Genomic DNA, 18,812 nt, shown 5'->3' with positions numbered 1-18,812 from the left:
ATGACCAGCAGCCGAACCTCGCGCCGCGCGGACCCGGCCCTGGAGGCTGGCGCCGACCCAGCCGCGCTGGAGGAACTGCTCCCCCGCAAGCGGCCGACCCAGGAGCGCAGCCGCCGCAAGTTCGACGCCCTGCTCGCCTCCTCGCGGGACCTACTCACCGACGTCGGGTTCGAGTCGTTCACCTGCGAGGAGGTGGCGTCAAGGGCCGATGTCCCCATCGGGACGCTCTACCAGTTCTTCGCCAACAAGTACGTGATCGTGTGCGAACTGAACCGGCAGGACTTCACGTCGGTGCGCGACGAACTCGAGCAGTTCAACGGCGAGGTGCCGTCACTCGACTGGCTGCGGTTCCTGAACAACTTCGTCGATCACCTGGCGAAGCTGTGGACCTCGGACCCGTCGCGGCGCGAGGTGTGGCTGGCGATGCAGTCCACCCCCTCCACCCGGGCCACAGGAAAGATCCAGGAACGCCAGCTCGCCGAGCAGATCTCCAGGATGCTCGCCCCGCTGACCCCGCGTACCGAACGCGATCGCCGCACGATGATGGCCGAGGTCCTCGTCCACGTCGTGTACTCGATGCTCAACTTCTCGGTCCAGGACGGTCAGAGCCACGCCGACGCCGTCGACGAGCTGAAGCGGCTGATGGCCGCGTACCTGCTCGTCGCCGAGAAGGAATCCCGCTCCACCTGAGCCGGCCGTCACGAACGGGCGCGGTCGGCGTTCGCCACGATCGCGTCGTGCACGTACCACGCGAAGCCCGGTGCGATCTCGTCCCACTGTGCGACGGTCGCGGGGTCGGACACGTAGTGCGCGGCCACCTTTCGGTGTTTCCGGTGGCTGCACGGGAAGAACCAGCGCGCCAGGTGCGCCCGGTGGTCCTCCGCGGCCCGCATCGCGGCCTCGCCGTCGGCAGGCTCGCCCGCGGCCAACGCCGCCGCGAAGGCCGCGATGTCGGCGTCGGCCTCCGCCTTGATCGCCACCCAGTCCTCCCTCGTGTAGGCCGCCGTGTGGGCGTCGACCCCCCACTGGTCCTCGACCTCTGCGAGCGCGGCGCCGAAGCGGTCGGTGTCGAAGATCTCGAGCTGCTCGGCGGCGGTCAGCGCAATGCCCGAGCCGCGCACCCGCAGTTCGTGTTCGACGGCGTCGAGCAGGCCGTCGATGCGGGCCCGGCGCTCGCGCAGCAGCCGGTGCTGCCGACGAAGGTGGGCGTCCGGGGGTACCGCGGGATCGGCCAGGATCTCCGCGATCTCGTCCAGACCGAACTCGAGCTCCCGGTAGAACAGGATCTGCCGCAGCCGCGCGACGTCGACGTCCGTGTACCGCCGGTGGTTGGCGGCGCTGCGCCCATGCGGCGTCAGCAGCCCGATGGCGTCGTAGTGGTGCAGGGTCCGCACCGAGACGCCGGACAGCCCCGCGAGGTCCCCGACCGTGTACCCGTCGTCCATGCTCCGATCATCGCCCACCGTCACCCGGTCCGGTGGCGACGCGCGGCGTGCGCGTGGGCCCGGCCGAGCAGGTCCAGCACCAGCGGGAGGCTCGCCCGCGTGGGACACACGATCGACACCCAGGACTGCGCGGCGTACGTCGGGTGCGGCAGCAGCCGGTCGCCGACGGTGAAGTCGATCCCGTCCGCGTGCGCGGCGTGCGCGGCAGGCGGGTACCCGAGCAGCTCCTCGAACCCGGCCCGACCGACGCCGAAGTTGACGCGAAACGCACCGTCACGATCCAGCGCCGAGTAGGTGTCCCAGCCGGGCACGTCCTGGGTGACGATCGTCGCGAACGGGAACTTCCGGTCCGGGTCGAGATAGACGAACGAGTCACCCCAGGCGGCTTCGGGTGCACCGCTCGCCTCGTCGGCGGTCACCACGACCACCCCCGGCAACCGCGTCGCCGCGGCGATCACGTCCCGTTCCGTCAGCATCTCGTCGTTCTCGTCTGCGCTCATGCCGCCACGCTAGGACCTCACGTCGCGTCAGGTGCAAGGCCATCGAACAGAAACGAGGCCGGCCCGCGGATCGCTCCGCGGGCCGGCCCCGTCAACACCTCGTGCGTTCGCCTAGTCGGCGACCGGCACCACCAGGTCGGGCTCCTCGATGACGACCATGGCGCCCGCCATGTCGCCGTCGTGGGTCAGCGACAGGTGGATGATGGCGCCGGGCAGGAACTCGGCGGCCTCGTCGTGCAGCTTGATGCTCGGACGGCCCCAGGCGTCGTTGACCACCTCGATCTGCGCGTAGGCGTTGTCACCCACTGACGGCGGCCGGGCAAACCGGGACGACGCCCACGCCTTGATCACCGCCTCCTTCGCCGCCCAGCGCACCGCGTAGTGGCGGGCCGGGTCGGTGCTCTTGGACTCCGCGTAGCGGCGCTCCCCCGGCCGGAAGCTGGACAGCATGGCCGTTCCCGGCCGCTTCATCTGCTCCGCGAACTCGGTGACGGTGACCAGGTCGTATCCGATTCCCAGGATGGCCATCACTGGCACCCCGGCAGACCGGATCGGTAGACATCGTCGGCGCCGAGCCGGGCCTGCTCGTGCAGCAGCATGTCCGCCTCGAGCTGACGAGCCGCCTTCGCGGGCACCGCATCCCCACCGAAGCGACGGTCCGCAGGCCGCTCGTACAGGTCCGCGCCCCCGCACATCGCCGACGCGAGTCGACGCTGCCCGGCGATCGTCCGCTCCTGCGCCTTGGCCAGGTAGTCCGCACGCGCGGCCGCCGGGATCGACTCGACGAACGCCTGCGGGTGCACCACCGCGATCAGACCGGACACGTGACCGAAGCCGAGGCTGGTCAGCAGGCCCGCCCGGAGCGGGAGCCGCTCGCCGAAGCGAAGCGGTTCGCGCGGCCAGACCAGGTGCGAGAACTCGGTCATCTTCTCGTCCACGCAGTCCAGGCTGCGGTTCGGCGGGATGACGCCCTGGGCGAGCACCTGGCACAGGCCGATCAGCTGGAACGCGGCCGCGCCGCCCTTCGCGTGCCCGGTCAGGCTCTTCTGCGAGACCACGAACAGCGGGGCCCCGGCGCTGCGACCCAGCGCCGCCCCGAGCCGCTCGTGCAGCTCGGCCTCGTTCGGATCGTTTGCCGCCGTGGAGGTGTCGTGCTTGGACACCACGGAGATGTCGTCGGCGGTGACACCAAGCGCGTTGAGCGAGAGCGCCAGCTGCGAGTCCTGGCCGCCGCGTCCGGCACCGAGCGCGCCGATTCCCGGGGCCGGGATCGAGGTGTGCACGCCGTCGGCGAACGAGCCCGCCCATGCGACCACACCGAGCACCGGCAGTCCCATCTCCAGCGCCAGGTCTCCCCTGGCCAGCAGGATGGTGCCGCCGCCTGCCGACTCGACGAACCCGCCGCGCCGACGATCGTTGGCGCGGGAGAACCGACGCTCGTCGATCCCCTTGGCCAGCATGTCCTCCGACTTCGCCGTCGCGGACATGTCGCCGAAGCCGACGATGCCCTCGATGCCGAGGTCGTCGAATCCGCCTGCGACCACCAGCTGCGCCTTGCCGAGTCGGATCTTGTCGACGCCCTCCTCGACCGAGACCGCCGCCGTTGCGCAGGCCGCGACCGGGTGCACCATCGCGCCGTAGCCGCCGACGTAGGACTGGACCACGTGCGCCGCAATGACGTTCGGCAGCGCCTCCTGCAGGATGTCGTTCGCCCGCGACTCACCCAGCAGGGTGTCGATGTAGAGCGAGCGCATCGAGGTCATGCCGCCCATGCCGGTGCCCTGGGTGTTCGCCACCGCGGAGGGGTGCACCCAGCGCAGCAGCTCCGAGGGGGTGAAGCCGCCGGTGAGGAACGCGTCCACCGTGGTGACCAGGTTCCACAGGCCAACCCGGTCCACCGAGCCGGCCATGTCCGCGGGGATGCCCCACTTGGTGACGTCGAAACCGGTGGGGATCTGGCCGCCGACGGTGCGGGTCAGCTTCGCCTTGCGGGGCACCCGGATCTCGGTGCCCGCCCGGCGGGTGACCTGCCAGTCGCCGCTGTCCGGGACCACCGACGCGACGGTGTGCTCCGGATCCGAGTCGACGAAGGCCCTGGCCTCCGCCTCGCTGCCGACCACGAACGTGAGGTCGTTGTCGAGGAACACGGAGGTGAGCAGCGGGGCCGTGTTGTCCACCATGGCGCCCTCGTCCCCGTAGGTGCGGATGCCGCACCTCTCGACGACGGTGTCGTGGTAGCGGTCCGCGATCTCCGCCTCCGGCACCAGTTCACCGGTCTCGGTGTCGTACCAGCCCGCAACCGGGTCGCTCTCCCACGTGACCAGACCGGTATTCCAGGCCAGCTCGAGAACGCCTGCCGCCGAGAGCTTCTCGTCGACCTCCATCTCGAAGCGGGTACGGGACGAGCCGTAGGGTCCGAGCTCACCGGCACCGACGATGACCACCAGGTCGGACGGGTTGACGTCCAACTCGGGCCACGACGGCGCGGCCGGGGCGTCCCCGATCCGCGGCGGCGCCGGCAGCGCGTCGACGGTGTCGGTCGCGTCGTCCTCGGGCTCGACCGCCGCCGCCTTCTCGGCGTCGGCCGCCTCGCGGGACAGGGCCACCAGGTCGAGGTCGACCTCCGCCAGGCCACCGGTCAGGTCCAGCTGGACCGGCGCGGCGGCGGCCGCGGTGACGGTCTCCCGGGTGCAGGCGGCCAGCAGCTGCTCGGCCATCTCGTCGGTGGACCAGGTGCGCACGCCCTTGGCCTCGACGGCCTCGACCATCGGGTCGTTGCCGCCCATCAGCCCGGTGCCGCGCACCCAGCCGATCAGGGCGTGCACGAGGGTGACGCGCTCGGCCCAGGTGCGCTCCGCGTTCCAGCGCATGACCACCGCGTCGAGCGCGGCCTTCGACTCACCGTAGGCACCGTCGCCGCCGAACAGGCCCCGGTTCGGGGAGCCCGGCAGCACCACGTGCAGGTGGGTGTCGACGTCGCGGTCGTAGCCGATCTTCGACAGCCCACCGATCAGCCGCTCGACCGACCACAGCAGGACCCGCATCTCCATCTCGGCGCGGGCGCCCGCGTCGGAGAGCTCACCGCCGACCCGGGGCGCGGCGAACGGGAAGAGCATCGTCGGGGTGACGGCCTCCTTGACCAGCTTCTTCGCTCCGCCCGCGGTCTCCGTCTGCTCCTCGCCGATCCAGGAGATCAGCGCGTCGACATCGGCGTAGGACGCCATGTTGGCGGGCACCACCCAGAGGGATGCGCCGGCACGGGCGTTGGCGCGGTACAGCTTCCGGTAGAAGCCGAGCCGCTCGGAGTCCAGGCGCGAGGTGGTCACGAAGACCGTCGCACCGCCGCGCAGCAGGCCACCCGCGACCGAGGCCGCGATGGAACCCTTGCTGGCGCCGGTCACGACCGCAACCTGGTCGGCCCAGACGCCGGGCTCGTCGTCGGTGACGGCGGCGGCCGCGGCGATGTCGGCGTATGCCTGCACGAGTTCCTCACGGCCCTCGGCCTCGGCGCGCTGACGCCACCAGTCCGCATGCGCGGCCACGGCACTGCCCGCGCCGGTGAAGTCGGCCTCGGTCACCGAGACCACGGTCGCGTGGTCGCCGATCCACAGCCGGGCCAGGTCCTCGCGGGCGGTCGCCCACCTGTCGTCGATCAGGACGGCCTTGCGGTCGTCGAAGGCAGGGGCGACCAGACGCGGCCAGTCAGCACCGAGCTCGGCGGACACCAGGTCGGCCAGTTCGGTGTCGGCCGCGACCTCCACCGTGGGCTCGTCCGACAGTCCGAGCTGCTCGAGCACCAGCCGGGCCGCGGAGGCGAGCACGCCGTTGCGGCCGGTGATGTGCTCGGTGAACTCGCCGAGCGCGGCGGCGTCCACGGTGCCGCCTGCCCCGCCACCGGTGGCGGGCAGCGACACGGCGACGCCCCGACGGGAAGCGACGGACTGGACCGCGGCGTCGATCACCGCGTCCACTGCGGCGCCGTCGGAGAGGGCGCCCTCGTGCAGGCCGCCGAGCGCCCCGCCTCGAACGCTCGATCCGTCGCGGGTGCCGAGCGCCACCTCGGCGGTGACGTGGCTGGCCCAACCGGATCCGAGCTCCCACACCTTGGCGACCCGCTCCGCGATGGCGGCGGGGCGCTTGCCCGACGGCCCGAAGACCTTGCGCAGGTGGTCGTTCACCGAGTCGGTGAGCACCGGGCCGAACGGCTTGTAGGTGCGGGCCAGCTTGTTGACGGTGACCGCGAGCGAGCCCATGTCGGCATCCGCCGCGCCGTCGATGGCGCCGAGGGACAGCTCCGCGCCGAGGTCGACGAGCAGCTGGTTACGACGCGAGGACACGCCGTCGCAGAGCGCCTCGATGGTGTCGACGGGGCCGATCTGGTCGGGGCGCAGCTTGGTCCACAGCCCGATGAGCACGGCGGTGGCGTCCGATGCAGAGAACGCGATGTCGTCGGGACGCGGGCCGCCGGTGGCCGCCGCCGGGGCGGCGACGGGTGCGGGCACCGCCGCGGCGGCGGGTGCCTCCGCGACCGCTTCCGCCACCGGCTCGTCGTCCTCGACGGGCGCCGGGTCGGTGTCGGTCGAGAAGACGATGCCCGCCTCGCGCTCGATGTTGAGCACCTCGACCGGGTTGCCGAAACGACCGGGCAGCTTCAGGGTCTGCGAGGCCAGGTTCGCCACGGTGGGCACCGCGCCGAGGCCGATCTCGACGAAACGCTCCACGCCGAGGCCACCGTCGACCTCGTCGGCGAACAGCAGGTCCTGCGTCTCGATCCAGCGCACCGGGCTGGCGAACTGCCAGGCCAGCAGCTCCGACAGCACGATGCGGGTCAGGCTCGCCGGATCGGCGGCGTGCCCGTCGAAGTCCGCGAGCACCGCGGCCAGCGGCTCGGAGGGCACCAGATCGGCGATCTCCTGGATGAACTCGCGCTCGAGCGAGAACGGCTTGGGCACCAGGTTCGGGATGTAGCGCCCGATCAGGATGGCCGGGTCGATGTCCTGCGGAAGCAGGTCGAGCAGGCGACCGCGGAAATCGTCAACGCCGCCGCGCAGCACGGTCGAGTGGAACGGCACGTCGATGCCCGGGATCTGGATGTACGCCCGCTTGCCGCCGGTCTCGGCGCGCTTGCGGTCGATCTCCTTCTCGAGCGCATCGAGTCCCGCGACGGTGCCTGCGATGGCGTACTGCGAGCCGCGCAGGTTCAGGTTCACGATCTCCAGGAACTCGCCGGTCTCCTCGGCGACTCCTCCCACGAACTCCGCGAGGTCCTCGTCGGCAACGCCGATCTGCGACGGCCGGATCGCGGCGAGGCGGTAGTTGGAGCGGCCCGCCGCGTCGCGAGGCACCAGAGCGTGCATCGCGGAGCCGCGCTGGAAGACCACCTCGAGGACGGCCTCGAGCGGCAGCACCCCGGCGACGGCCGCAAGCGCGTTGTACTCGCCGACCGAGTGGCCGGCCAGCAGTGAGTCCTCCACGAAGGCGCCGGCCTCGCGCAGCTCCGCCACCTGGGCGACGCCCAGCACGGCCATGGCGACCTGGGTGAACTGGGTCAGGTGCAGGACGCCGTCGGGGTGCTTGTGGGTGACCCCACGTGCCTTGAGGACGGTCGGGTTGTCGCGGACCACGGCCAGGATCGAGAAGCCGAGGGCACCGCGGGTGTGCTTGTCGGCGCGGTCCCAGATCTCCCGGGCGGCCTTGGACCGGGCGCGGGCGTCGAGGCCCATGCCGGGGCGCTGGATGCCCTGGCCGGGGAAGGCGTACACGGTCTTCGGCGCGGCGGTGCGGCCGGAGGCGACCATCACCAGGTCGCCGTCCACCCGGCAGCCGACCTCGATGACCTCGGCGCCGCCGTCGTAGGCGACGCGGTCGACGCGGACGTCGATCTCGGCGCCGGGGCGGACCATGCCGAGGAAGCGGGCGGTCCACGCGGTCAGCCTGCGCGGCGGCACGACCGCCGACGGGTCGATGGCGGTGACGACCTGCTGGGCGGCGGCCGAGAGCCACATGCCGTGCACGATCGGGCTGCCGAGCCCGGCGAGCAGCGCGGCCGCGTCGGAGGTGTGGATCGGGTTGTGGTCGCCCGAGACGCCCGCGAAGGCGCCCATGTGCCGCGGCGCGACGATGGTGGCCTGGCGGCGACGGCGGCGCGGGGTGTCGGTGGCCGCGTCGGTCAGCGAGCCGCCTGCGCGGGCCGGGTCGGCCAGCTCGCCCGCACCGGTGCGGCCGCGGATCGCGAAGCGCTCCACCAGCTTTGCGAAGGTCGGCGCGGCGGTGCCGTGCTCGCGCATGGCCCCCACCTCGACGTGCACCTCGACGACGCGCCCCATGTCGGTGTCGACGACGGAGACGGACTCGGCCTTCACGGTGAGCACGCTGGTCTCGGTCGGGATCGCCCCGACCAGGTCCACGGCGTGGTCGAGGTGGACCAGGTCGAGCATGCCCTCGATGACGTGCGCACCCTCGGCCGTGGTGGCTGCGCCGAGCACCGCGAACACGGCGGGCCAGCAGGCACCGACGACGACGTCCGGCACCGCACTGGTGCCGATGGCGAGCGACTCGGGCAACCCGGCGCCGGTGACGCCCGCGTGGTCGGCGACCCGGTCGGGCACCCAGGCGAGGTTGACGCGCGCCACACCGTTCTTGACGGCGGGCAGGTCCTGGCCTGCCGCGACGCCGAGCAGCGCGGACATGGCGGCCTCGGCGTCCGCCGCGGTCACCACCGGGGCGCCGCCGTCACGGGTCGAGGCGGGCACGGTGATCCGGATCCGCACGGCGCGGTCGGCGACCAGCGGAACGGTCAGCTCGGCGTGCTCGGCGTCCACCGCGTGCAGGGTGGCGCCGGTCCTGGCGTGGGTGGCGCTGTCGCCGTCCCCGGCGACCGTCCAGTCGGCGAGGTCGCCGAGCCGGTGCACGGGGTTGCGGGTCAGGCGCGAGGCCCACAGCACGTCGGGCGCGGACAGCACGACACCGAGCAGACCGCGGGCGGTGGCCGCGTGCCTGCGGCTCGCGACGGCGGTCGGCGCGGCGCCCTCGGCCAGCAGCTCCTCGGTGGTGGCGCGCTCGAAACGGTCGAGCAGGTCACCGACCGGCTCGTCCACCTCGGTGATGCCCGCGACGGCGACGGTGCCCGGGATGATGCACACCTGGTCGGCGGTGTAGCGCGGATCGTGTGCCTGCCACAGGGAATCGGAACGCCACCAGCGGCGGACGTCCTTGTCGATGACCGGCACGAAGTTGACCGGCTTGCCGGGGGTCTTGCACAGCGCGGTGAAGAACGGCACGTCGGCGGGGTGCAGCACGACGGCGCCGGCGTCCGGGTAGGCGGCCTTAAGGGCGCACAGCGCGGCCTCGGGGCGCTCGAGGACCAGCTCGTCGTTGAACAGGGTCCGGATCGGGCCGCGGTCGTTGCGGTGCAGCCGGGCCTCGGCGCGGCGCAGCATCTCGGCGAAGCGGTCGCGCCAGGTGCCGTCGAGCCAGACCGACTCGGTCGCGTCGGCGTACGCCTCCGCCCAGTCGGTGCCGCAGTCGAACGTCTTGGCCGAGTCGATCCCGACGGCCAGCTCCAGGTAGCGGCGCAGCCAGCGCTCGTAGGTCATGGTGGCGACGTCGCCGAAGTAGGGCTTGGCCGTGACGTCGAGCGCGGCGATGATCTCGTCGCGGCGCTGCGCGACGGCGTCGGCGTCACCGGCGACCTCGTCGAGCAGGCGGCCGGTGCGCGAGGCGGCGTTGTCGATCTCGTGGATGTCGGCGCCGAGCTGGCTGCGGCCCGAGGCCATGCCGCCGGTCGCGGTGCCGGCCCCGACCCAGTCGGGGGTGCCGGGGGTGTCCACCAGCAGCTGCTTCACGTCGGGGGCGGTGGTGGCCTCGAGCGTCGCCATGGCGGCGGTGCCGACGAGGATGCCGTCCACCGGCATCGCCGGGTAGCCGGCCTCGGTGGACCAGCGTCCGGTGAGGTAATCGGCGGCCCGCTCAGGGGTGCCGATGCCGCCGCCGACGCAGATCACCAGGTTCGGCCGGGCGCGCAGCTCGGCGTAGGTGGTGACGAGCAGGTCGTCGAGGTCCTCCCAGGAGTGGTGACCGCCGGCCTTGCCGCCCTCGATGTGCACGATCACCGGGAAGTCGGGGACCTCGTTGGCGATTCGGATGACCGAGCGGATCTGGGCGACCGTGCCGGGCTTGAACGCGACGTGGCCGATGCCGACCTCGGACAGCTCCTCGATCAGCGCGACGGCCTCGTCCAGCTCGGGGATGCCCGCCGTGACGATGACGCCGTCGATCGGGGCGCCCGCGGAGCGCGCCCGCTGCACCAGCCGCTTGCCGCCGAGCTGGAGCTTCCACAGGTAGGGGTCCAGGAACAGCGAGTTGAACTGGACCGCGCGGCCCGGCTCGAGCAGGGTCTGCAGCTCGGCGACCCGGTCGGTGAAGATCTTCTCGGTGACCTGGCCGCCGCCGGCGAGCTCGGCCCAGTGGCCGGCGTTGGCCGCCGCGGCGACGATCTTCGCGTCGACGGTGGTCGGGGTCATGCCTGCGAGCAGGATCGGTGAGCGACCGGTCAGCCGGGTGAACGCGGTCTCGACGCCGACCTTGCCGTCGGGCAGCGACACCAGGGTCGGCTTGAACTCGCTCCACGCCTTCGCCACCTCGGGCGCCGCGCCCGGGGTGATGAGGTGACGCTGGCCCAGACGCGTGGACGCCGCGACGATGCCGACGCCGCGCCCGCGCAGCGAACCGGCCGTCATGCGGGTGAGCAGGTCGCCGGGGCCGAGGTCGAGGACCCAGGCCGCGCCGGCGTCGACCACGGAGTCCACGGCGGCGACCCAGTCGACGGGGTCGACCAGGCAGAGGCGGGCCAGCTCGCTGGCGAGCTCGGGGTCGAGCCCGCAACGCACGGCCCAGGCGCCGACCGTGTCGACGGCATCGGCGAGCGCCGGGTGGTGGAAGCCGATCTCCACCGCGAGCGGCTCGAAGACCGGCGAGAACACGGCGCCGCCGCGCTTCTTGGCATCGCGCTCACGCGCCTCGTCCTCGGCGATCTGCTCGGCCCGCTGCTGGACGCGGGCCAGCTGCGCCGGGGTGCCGGAGACCACGACGCGGCGGCGGGCGTTGCGGATGGCCATCACGGCGGCGCGCTCGGCGTCGACGCCGGCGGCGACCTCGTCCACGATGGCCTGGATGCGCTCCGGGTCCACATCGGAGATGGCGAGCATGGGGGCGCGCTCGGCGCCGCCGATGACGCCGCGACGGCGGCCGACCAGGACCGCTGCCGCACCGATCAGCTGCGCGATGGCCAGGAGAGCGCCGTCGGTGTCGCCGCCGTCGGCGACGGCCTGCACGCCGAGCATCCCCTGCGAGTGCCCGATCACGGCGACCGGCGCGTTCTGGGCGGGGTCGAGACCCTGCAGGCGCAGCGACCGCAGGGCGGCGAGCTGCGCGAGGAAGACACCGGGCAGCGAGACCGACGCGGAGGTGAGGGCCGCGGCGGAGGGGCCTGCCGGGGTGACGTCCTCGTCCACGACGTCCTGCTCGAGGATCCAGCCGATGGGATCGAAGCCCGCGGGCCGGACCACCAGCAGGTCCTGCGCGACGGGCGCGAGGAGGGCGGCCGCCTCGTTGACGAGGTCGGTCATGTCGGGCTCGAGGCCGTTGTCGCGGATCAGCTCCTCGAGGGGGGCCAGCCACGCCGCGCCCTGGCCGCCGAACGCGAGGGCATACGGCTCACCGGCAACGAGCCGATCGCGCAGCGCGGATTTCGGAGACCCGGCGCGCGCAGAGATCCGCGACCCTCCGGTGCCGCTTCCCTTACCCACCGGCGTGCTCTCGTCGATCGTCACGATTGACTGTCCTCTCCTGGTCGATGCCCACCGAGATCTCGGGCCACACGCGGCACATCGGCAGGCCGCGGACGGATCTTCGGGGACGCGATCAGGCTCGCACAGAATCGTGAGGATTTCCTCACGTTTGCGACCTGGACAAGCGTTCTACCAGGTAGTAGGCGTGACGCAGGTCACAAATCGGCTTCACAAGTGACTCGCGGGTAGGGAGAGAACGTGCTGGCCGGACCGAAAACGACCCCGCGCGAAACCTGAGGAACCCCTCATATTGATCGTTACCAACTCGTTATCAGCGGCTCCGCCGACCGTGCGCGAGTTGCACCCCCATGGGGGCGAAAAGCGCGCACGGTTCCGGCTACCCGAGGCGCCGCGCGAGGGCCTCCGGATCGTCCACCCCGACCACCAGCGCGGCGAACGGCTGACCCGAGAGCTCGATCCGCAACGCGGGCTGCCCCCTGCGCACGTCGACGAACTCGCGCCGCCCTCGTGAGCGCCAGGTGCCGAGTTTGCGGCCGCCGGGCACGCCCAATCCCGGCGCACGGATGCCGCGCGGCGCCGACGGCCCGTCGGGACAGACCTCGACGGCACGGATCGAACTCAACGGGACCTCGACGTCGCCATGGAGGGCACCGACCTTCTCCCAGGTCGACAGGGTGAGGCGAAGGGTGCTGCCGGTGACCGTGAGTGTTCCCATGCAGTCAGCTCTACCAAATCGGGCGACGGTCCCGGCCGCGCGACACGGCCGGGACCGCACTCCGTGACGGCGACCCTCACACTCGAACCGCGGCCGCCGCCTCGCTCGACGCCGGTTCCCCCGGCGCCTCGACGAAGTCGCGGGACCGGATGAGCAGCAGCGTCGCGACCGCCGCCAGCGCCGCGGTCGCCGAACCGATCAGCAGGATGCCGTCGAGCGCCTCGGCATATCCGGTGCCGGCGGCCCGCGCCGCGAGCCCACGGAGTTCGGGCGGCAGCGAGCCGATCGCCGACGCGGTGCTGCCGCTGCTGACCGCGTCCGCGAACTCCCCCGCCCGGCCCGCGAGCGGACCGTCCGACAGGGCCGCTCGTACCGAGTCGTCCATCCGCGAGGCAAGCAGACTGCCGAGGGCGGCGACGCCGGTCGCGATGCCGACCTGCCGGAATGTCGAGTTGATGCCCGAGGCCATGCCCGCGCGGTCCTGCTCGACGACCCCGACCGCGGTCGAGGCGAGCGGCGGGTTGATCAGCCCGGCGCCTGCGCCCGCGACGAGGAAGCCGGGGACGAACTGGGTCCAGCTGCCCGCCGGGTCGACGCCGCGCATCAGCCAGAGCCCGGCCGCGACCAGGACGAACCCGGGGGCGATCAGCCAGCGCACCGGGACCACGTCGCTCAGCCGGCCCGCCACCCCGGCGGTCACGAAGATCGCGAGGGTCAGCGGCAGGAACCGCAGCCCGGTCTCGACGGCCGAGTAGCCCTGGATGCCCTGGAGGAAGATCACCAGATAGGTCAGCAGCGAGAACAGCGAGGCGGAGATGGCCCAGGCGGCGATCAACCCGCCGCCGAAGGTCGGTACACGCAGCAGGCTGAGGTCCAACATCGGTGCGGCCGAGGTCTTTTCGATGACAACGAAGGCCACGAGTAGCACCACGGAGGCCACCAGCGAGCCCGCCACCGTGACCGACCCCCAGCCGTCGACGTGGCTGCGGATCAGCCCGAACACCAGCGCACCGAGCGCGGCGCTGAACGCCACACAGCCCGCCCAGTCCACCCGGTGCGCGGTCGGTGCCCGCGACTCGTCGACCCGCAACAGCGTCACCGCCAGGGCCGCGATCCCGATGGGGAGGTTGACGAAGAAGATCCACCGCCAGGACAACCCGCTCGTGAGGGCCCCGCCGAGGACCGGCCCCACCGCCACCGCGACACCGGTGACGGCGCCGAACACACCGAAGGCGACGCCTCGCTCGCGCGGCGCGAACGCGCCCGCCAGCAACGCGAGGGAGGTCGCGAACATGATCGCGCCGCCCACACCCTGAATCGCCCGCGAGGCGGACAGCAGCACCAGCGAGTCGGCCACCCCGCAGAGCAGCGAACCGACGGTGAACACGACGAGACCGACCGCGAAGACCAGCCGCCTCCCGTACTTGTCGGCGATCGTTCCCGCGGTGAGCAGGAAGGCCGCGAGGGTGAGCGCGTAGGCGTCGATCACCCACTGCAGATCGGTGAGCGAGGCACCGAACTCGCGCTGGATGTCGGGCAGCGCGACATTCACGATCGTCACGTCGAGCAAGAGCATGAACACCCCTGTGCATACGGCAATCAGGGTCCACCATTTCCGAGCCATGACCCACCCCTTTCCTGAGTGTGTACTCAAAAATAACATCATTTCTGAGCGTTGGCTCAATAATCTTTTCGCGACCGGTAGGCTCGGCTCACCATGACCACCGCACCCGCCCCACGCCGCGGCAGGCCGCCCTCCGGCGGCCGCGAGGAGATCCTGTCCGCGACCCTGGCCGTGCTGCGCGAACGCGGCGTCGCGAAGCTGACCACCCGGGAGGTCGCGAAGCGGGCCGGGGTGTCCGAGGGCAGCATCTATTACCACTTCACGGACCGTTTCGGCCTGCTGCTGGCGGTGTTCGAGAGGGGGCTGCGCCCGCTGGCCGACCTCAACCAGCGGGGGTTCGCCGGGGCCGACCTGCGCAGCACCCTGGCCGGGTTCATGGCGGCGGTCGAGGCGTTCCTGGACCCGGCGATGGACGTGCTCACCGCGGCGCAGTCCGATGCCGACCTACGCGAGGCGCTCGGCGCGCACATGCGCGACAACGACCTCGGCCCGCATCGCGGGATCACGATGATGGGCGGCTACCTCGCACAGCAGCAGCGCCTGGGTGTCGTGCGCGCCGACGTCGATCCGGAGACGGTCGCCTACACGCTGGTGAGCGGCTGCTTCATGCGCGCCTCACAGGAGCGGATGGTCGGTCACACGCTCGGCGTCGCCTCACGCGAACAGCAACTGGACATGCTCATGACGCTGCTCGCGCCCACCGGTGACGCCGTGAAGTAGGCTGTTTCGGCACGCGCGAGTGGCGGAATTGGCAGACGCGCCAGGTTTAGGTCCTGGTGTCTCAGGACGTGGGGGTTCAAGTCCCCCCTCGCGCACCACGAGCAGTTTCATGAACTGCGACGAACGAGGTCACGAACCCCACAAGAGTTCGTGACCTCGTTTGCGTTGGATTGGCCGAACGCGGGACACCCGCGGCGACCGGCCGGCTTCCTGCCCCGTCAGTGGGCGGAGGCAGCTGTCGCCGCAATGAGATCGGCGGCAAGCGTGCGTAGTTCAGCGGCGGGTCCGCTCATCGGATAGAGACCGCCCACCGCCAGCGCACCCACGATCGCGATGTGCAGTCGGTCAGCCAGGCGATCGCTGTCAGCAACGCCGAGTCCGACGGTCAGTGACCGGAGGCGGCGCCGGAGCTCCTCCTCGTGTCGAAGACAGCGTTCCCTGATGTTTTCCGCTTCCTCGCCGTCGAATTCCGCTGCAGTGTTGACGAATGCGCAACCGCGATAGGCCTGCTGTGTCGCGAGCTCCTGCAGCCAGGTCAGCTGCGCGTCGAGTTGGCCCCGAGGGTCCGTGTGCCGCGCTGCGGTTTCGTCCCACTGTGCCCAAAAGATGTCATCGCGACGTTGCAAGACCGCGAGGACGAGGTCATCCTTGGCCGGGAACCATCTATACAGGCTCGCTTTCGCCACCCCGGCCCGACGGACGACCTCGTCCACCCCGACGGCGCGAACACCGTTGGCATAGAAGAGATCCGCCGCGATATCGATCAGCTTCTCGCGCAGCGCCGGGCCGCGCACCTGCTTGGACATCTCGCGGGCACTTTCCTTCCTAGCTGCCCATCACGATCGCGGCCTTGCCGAAACCGCTGCGGGCGTGCACCCATTGCTGGGCCTCGGCGGCGCGATGCAGGTCGAACTCGGCACCGACGACAACCCGAATCAGTCCCGCGTCGATCAGGGTGGTGATCGCCCGCAATGCTACGGGGTCCGGTTCGACGAGGCACGAGACCGACCGGATACCGCATTCCGCCGCTGCTGCAGCGTATTCCGGTATCGACCATGCGGTCGCCAATGCAATCGCACCCCCGGCCGCGACCAGACCGAAGAGCGACCTGCCGAAGTCGCCACCCACGAGATCGATCGCAGCATCCACGCTTCCGATCGCCGCGACCGCTGTGGGATCGGCATAGTCCACGCACGACCCCGCGCCGAGCTCGTACAAGGGCGCGTGATCACCGGCACGTGCCAGGGCAACGACGGTGGCGCCGCGCGCGACCGCCAACTGCACGGCCAGGTGCCCGACCCCGCCGGAGGCGCCGCTGACCAGGACGCGGTGTCCGGCGCTCACTCCGGTGGCGTCGAGCATCTGCCACGCCGTGAGCACCGCCATCGGCAGGCAGGCCGCCTCGGTGAACGAAATCGAGGCAGGCATCGGCGCCAGATGGTGGGCCGGGACCGTCATGTACTCCGCATACGTTCCCGCAGGGTAGGGAAACCACGCCAGTCCGAAGAGTCGGTCCCCGACAGCGTGGCGAGTCACGCCATACCCGAGCGCATCCACCACGCCCGCGACATCCCAGCCGGGAATGAACGGTAGGTGCATGGACTGCTCGTAGCCGGCGTTGAGTCCGGTGTACATGTCGATCGGGTTCACGCTGGTCCCCTTGACCGCGATCCGCACCTCACCGGCTGCGGGTTCAGGTCGGGGAACATCGACGACCTCGAGTGCCGCGCCCCACTGTGCGTGCCGCGCGGCGCGCATCGTGGCGCGACTGGTCCCGCGCGCTCCGACGATCATGACGCCCCGACCAGGGCAGACGCATCGACGCCACATTGACGGGCCACCCCGGCGACGTCGAAATGGAAGCTCTCGTAGCTCACGCGGCCGCCCTCGAAACGGAAAAGCATGAAAACTGGAACCGTCGCCCGCCTGCCGTTCGGCACGGCCCCGGTCCACGTGAACGCGGGCGTGAGAGAGATCTCGCCCCAACAGCACAACGTTTCACCATCCATGCCGTGGCCGTCCACGCGCACCTCGTAGTCGGGGGCGAACGCGAACCACCCCTCGATCGCCCCCCTGACCTCAGGCCCTACAGACCGGGTCCCCAGCGGGGGTGATTCGAGCACGGCTTCCGGATGGTAGATCGCCATCGCTGCCACCGCGTCCTGCCGACTCTTTGCGTGCGCCAACCTCTCGACCACCTGGATCGCGCTGTTTACCGAGATTGCTTGATCGACCATCTTGCACTCACCCCTTCGATTTCCTCTATCGAGACAGATCTGTCTCTTTTTAGCGTCGCGGAGGGGTCATGTCAATGGGCAGGCACAGCCCAGATCCACCGGCGAGCCGGCAGCATCACGCCCTGGAAAGCCGGTGGCGTCCCTATGGAAAGAGCCGCGGAAAAGGACGAGGTCACGAACCCGGCTGGGTTCGTGACCTCGTTTCGTCGGCGGGGTCGGATCACATGGTGACCGCTGGACGAAGTGGTGGATCGATCCGCACCCCGACGGAAGTCACCGCGCGTGCTGCCGGCGCACCATCTCGGCAATCCAGATGGGCGCGAACGGCGACGTGCAGTTCGGCGGTGTCGGGTAGTCCTTGAGCACCTCGAGGCGCTCACCGATGTCGATGGCCCGGGCACGGTGCTCGGCGTGCTCGATCCCGATCTGGGCCAGGCAGTGGTTCATCGCCCACTGCAGGCGGTCCGGGGCGTCCTTCATCTCCGCCTCGATGATGTCGAGCAGTCCGGCGAGGTCGAGGCCCTCGGGTGTCTTCGCCACCCGTTCGGTGGTCAGCGCCCAGCCGGCACTCGCGACCACCGGATCCGGATCGGCGAACCAGGCCAGGCGCAGCTCTTCGGAGTGCGGGTTCTTCTTCACCACATAGTTCACGAGCCAGTCGTGCACCTTGGGGGTGCGCGCCTCCCGCACCATGACGTCCACCTCGTCGCGGCCGAACGCCTTCGGGCGGCAGATCAGGATCGCCAGCAGTCTCGCCGCCGAGTCGTCCGTCGCCCAGAGCAGGCGCGCGAGTTCCTGCTGCGTCTTCAGCCGCTTCGCGATCGCGCGCAGCTCGCCGAGGTTCACACCGTGATCGTCACCGTGCTTCTCGTTCACCTTGCGCGCCTTCGGGTCCTCGAGCGCGGCCAGCTCGGCCATCACCTCGGCCACCGTCGCATCGGTCACCTCAGGCTCCTGTCTCGGGAGATCACCGCGACTGTCCTGGATCGGGGCATCACGTCGACTTCTCCGCGATGATCTGGATGAGGTTGCCGCACGTGTCGTCGAAGACCGCCACGACCGCGGTACCGATGTCGGTCGGCGGTTGCGTGAACACCACACCCCTCGCGGTCAGCCGGGCATGCTCGGCCTCGACGTCGTCGACGGCGAACTGCGCGAGCGGAATGCCGTCCTCGGCGAGCGCATCCCGGTACGGCTTCACCGCCGGATGGTGCGCCGGCTCCAGCAGGAGCTGCGGGCCGTCGGGCGCTTCGGGCGAGACGACGGTGAGCCACGAGTCGTCGCCGAGGGGAATGTCGTGATGCTTCGTGAAGCCGAGTACTTCGGTGTAGAAGGCGAGCGCCGCTCGCTGGTCGTCGACGAACAAACTCGTCAGATTGATTCTCATCGATCGTCTCTCTCTCGGACAGGCCATCGGCTGGCGATCTCGGCGAGTGGCTCGGAATTGAAGTAGTGGAACTTGGATCGTCCGCGCCGCTCCGTCACGACCAGCCCCGCCGACTCGAGCACGCCGAGGTGCTGAGAGATCGCCTGACGCGTCAGGCCGAGACCATGTCGCACCGCGAGCAGGGAGCAGATCTCGAACAACGTCTGGCCGTCGCTCGCCGCCAGTTCGTCGAGGATGACCCGCCTCGTCTCGTCATCGAGGGCGCGGTAGACCGTGACCACGACCCAACCATATGCAAGTCATCACTTGCATATCAAGGCCCCGGCGATCGCGGGCCCGACGAGGGTGATCCACGCCTCCCAGGCTCCGTACCGG

General features: G+C 70.9%; 14 protein-coding genes and 1 tRNA gene. 3 read left to right on the top strand and 12 right to left on the bottom strand.

What is annotated here, in order from left to right:
• On the top strand, window positions 1–690 hold the full coding sequence (locus RM1_RS19970; RefSeq protein ID WP_245220990.1) for a TetR/AcrR family transcriptional regulator: 690 nt from the start codon (window positions 1–3) through the stop codon (window positions 688–690).
• A gap of 8 nt (window positions 691–698) precedes the next feature.
• Here RM1_RS19970 and RM1_RS19965 read toward each other — a convergent pair whose 3' ends face one another.
• The 6 genes from RM1_RS19965 to RM1_RS19940 form a co-directional block, all read right to left on the bottom strand.
• Window positions 699–1,445 carry a MerR family transcriptional regulator gene (locus RM1_RS19965; protein WP_072753449.1) on the bottom strand — a complete coding sequence of 249 codons (747 nt, stop codon included), beginning with the start codon at window positions 1,443–1,445 and terminating at the stop codon, window positions 699–701.
• A gap of 20 nt (window positions 1,446–1,465) precedes the next feature.
• The gene (locus tag RM1_RS19960; protein WP_218019731.1) at window positions 1,466–1,945 is read right to left on the bottom strand and encodes a DUF6194 family protein; all 480 of its coding nucleotides are present in this window, start codon (window positions 1,943–1,945) and stop codon (window positions 1,466–1,468) included.
• Window positions 1,946–2,056: 111 nt separating this feature from the next.
• Entirely contained in the window at window positions 2,057–2,473 is a 417-nt protein-coding gene (acpS, locus tag RM1_RS19955) for a holo-ACP synthase AcpS (protein WP_072753448.1), read from the bottom strand.
• On the bottom strand, window positions 2,473–11,775 hold the full coding sequence (locus RM1_RS19950; protein WP_072753447.1) for a type I polyketide synthase: 9,303 nt from the start codon (window positions 11,773–11,775) through the stop codon (window positions 2,473–2,475). The genes acpS and RM1_RS19950 overlap by 1 nt, the downstream gene beginning before the upstream one ends.
• 355 nt (window positions 11,776–12,130) lie before the next feature.
• The gene (locus tag RM1_RS19945; protein WP_072753446.1) at window positions 12,131–12,469 is read right to left on the bottom strand and encodes a hypothetical protein; all 339 of its coding nucleotides are present in this window, start codon (window positions 12,467–12,469) and stop codon (window positions 12,131–12,133) included.
• Between the two features lie 76 nt (window positions 12,470–12,545).
• Window positions 12,546–14,045 (bottom strand): MFS transporter, encoded by a 1,500-nt coding sequence (locus RM1_RS19940; RefSeq protein ID WP_245816501.1) that lies wholly within the window; start codon window positions 14,043–14,045, stop codon window positions 12,546–12,548.
• A 141-nt stretch (window positions 14,046–14,186) separates the two neighbouring features.
• Between RM1_RS19940 and RM1_RS19935 the strand changes: the two genes are divergently transcribed.
• Together RM1_RS19935 and RM1_RS19930 are read left to right on the top strand one after the other, a co-directional pair.
• The gene (locus RM1_RS19935; RefSeq protein ID WP_072753444.1) at window positions 14,187–14,813 is read left to right on the top strand and encodes a TetR/AcrR family transcriptional regulator; all 627 of its coding nucleotides are present in this window, start codon (window positions 14,187–14,189) and stop codon (window positions 14,811–14,813) included.
• A gap of 13 nt (window positions 14,814–14,826) precedes the next feature.
• Window positions 14,827–14,911 (top strand) — tRNA-Leu (locus tag RM1_RS19930).
• Window positions 14,912–15,031: 120 nt separating this feature from the next.
• On the opposite strand, the gene RM1_RS19925 is transcribed toward RM1_RS19930, so the two are convergent.
• From RM1_RS19925 to RM1_RS19900, 6 genes are all read right to left on the bottom strand, one after another.
• A complete protein-coding gene (locus RM1_RS19925; RefSeq protein ID WP_072753443.1) occupies window positions 15,032–15,619 on the bottom strand; it encodes a TetR/AcrR family transcriptional regulator in 588 nt (195 codons plus the stop codon).
• Between the two features lie 19 nt (window positions 15,620–15,638).
• The gene (locus RM1_RS19920) at window positions 15,639–16,607 is read right to left on the bottom strand and encodes an NADP-dependent oxidoreductase (RefSeq protein ID WP_072753442.1); all 969 of its coding nucleotides are present in this window, start codon (window positions 16,605–16,607) and stop codon (window positions 15,639–15,641) included.
• Window positions 16,604–17,050 (bottom strand): nuclear transport factor 2 family protein, encoded by a 447-nt coding sequence (locus tag RM1_RS19915; protein ID WP_072753441.1) that lies wholly within the window; start codon window positions 17,048–17,050, stop codon window positions 16,604–16,606. The genes RM1_RS19920 and RM1_RS19915 overlap by 4 nt, the downstream gene beginning before the upstream one ends.
• A 273-nt stretch (window positions 17,051–17,323) precedes the next feature.
• The gene (locus tag RM1_RS19910; RefSeq protein ID WP_072753465.1) at window positions 17,324–17,968 is read right to left on the bottom strand and encodes a DNA alkylation repair protein; all 645 of its coding nucleotides are present in this window, start codon (window positions 17,966–17,968) and stop codon (window positions 17,324–17,326) included.
• 76 nt (window positions 17,969–18,044) lie between these two features.
• Window positions 18,045–18,437: a VOC family protein gene (locus RM1_RS19905; RefSeq protein ID WP_072753440.1), complete on the bottom strand. Its 393-nt coding sequence runs from the start codon at window positions 18,435–18,437 to the stop codon at window positions 18,045–18,047.
• Window positions 18,434–18,718 (bottom strand): ArsR/SmtB family transcription factor, encoded by a 285-nt coding sequence (locus RM1_RS19900; protein ID WP_072753439.1) that lies wholly within the window; start codon window positions 18,716–18,718, stop codon window positions 18,434–18,436. The genes RM1_RS19905 and RM1_RS19900 overlap by 4 nt, the downstream gene beginning before the upstream one ends.
• Window positions 18,719–18,812 lie beyond the last annotated feature (94 nt).

Source organism: Rhodococcus maanshanensis NBRC 100610 (assembly GCF_001894865.1).
GTDB classification, from domain to species: domain Bacteria; phylum Actinomycetota; class Actinomycetes; order Mycobacteriales; family Mycobacteriaceae; genus Rhodococcus_G; species Rhodococcus_G maanshanensis.
This window is presented reverse-complemented; position numbering and strand designations above follow the sequence as displayed.

Excerpts from the sequence above, each read along its gene's own strand:
- RM1_RS19970 (WP_245220990.1), top strand. The coding sequence starts at position 1 with ATGACCAGCAGCCGAACCTCGCGCCGCGCGGACCCGGCCCTGGAGGCT.
- RM1_RS19965 (WP_072753449.1), bottom strand. The coding sequence starts at position 1,445 with ATGGACGACGGGTACACGGTCGGGGACCTCGCGGGGCTGTCCGGCGTC.
- RM1_RS19960 (WP_218019731.1), bottom strand. The coding sequence starts at position 1,945 with ATGAGCGCAGACGAGAACGACGAGATGCTGACGGAACGGGACGTGATC.
- acpS (WP_072753448.1), bottom strand. The coding sequence starts at position 2,473 with ATGGCCATCCTGGGAATCGGATACGACCTGGTCACCGTCACCGAGTTC.
- RM1_RS19945 (WP_072753446.1), bottom strand. The coding sequence starts at position 12,469 with ATGGGAACACTCACGGTCACCGGCAGCACCCTTCGCCTCACCCTGTCG.
- RM1_RS19940 (WP_245816501.1), bottom strand. The coding sequence starts at position 14,045 with ATGCTCTTGCTCGACGTGACGATCGTGAATGTCGCGCTGCCCGACATC.
- RM1_RS19935 (WP_072753444.1), top strand. The coding sequence starts at position 14,187 with ATGACCACCGCACCCGCCCCACGCCGCGGCAGGCCGCCCTCCGGCGGC.
- RM1_RS19925 (WP_072753443.1), bottom strand. The coding sequence starts at position 15,619 with ATGTCCAAGCAGGTGCGCGGCCCGGCGCTGCGCGAGAAGCTGATCGAT.
- RM1_RS19920 (WP_072753442.1), bottom strand. The coding sequence starts at position 16,607 with ATGATCGTCGGAGCGCGCGGGACCAGTCGCGCCACGATGCGCGCCGCG.
- RM1_RS19915 (WP_072753441.1), bottom strand. The coding sequence starts at position 17,050 with ATGGTCGATCAAGCAATCTCGGTAAACAGCGCGATCCAGGTGGTCGAG.
- RM1_RS19910 (WP_072753465.1), bottom strand. The coding sequence starts at position 17,968 with ATGGCCGAGCTGGCCGCGCTCGAGGACCCGAAGGCGCGCAAGGTGAAC.
- RM1_RS19905 (WP_072753440.1), bottom strand. The coding sequence starts at position 18,437 with ATGAGAATCAATCTGACGAGTTTGTTCGTCGACGACCAGCGAGCGGCG.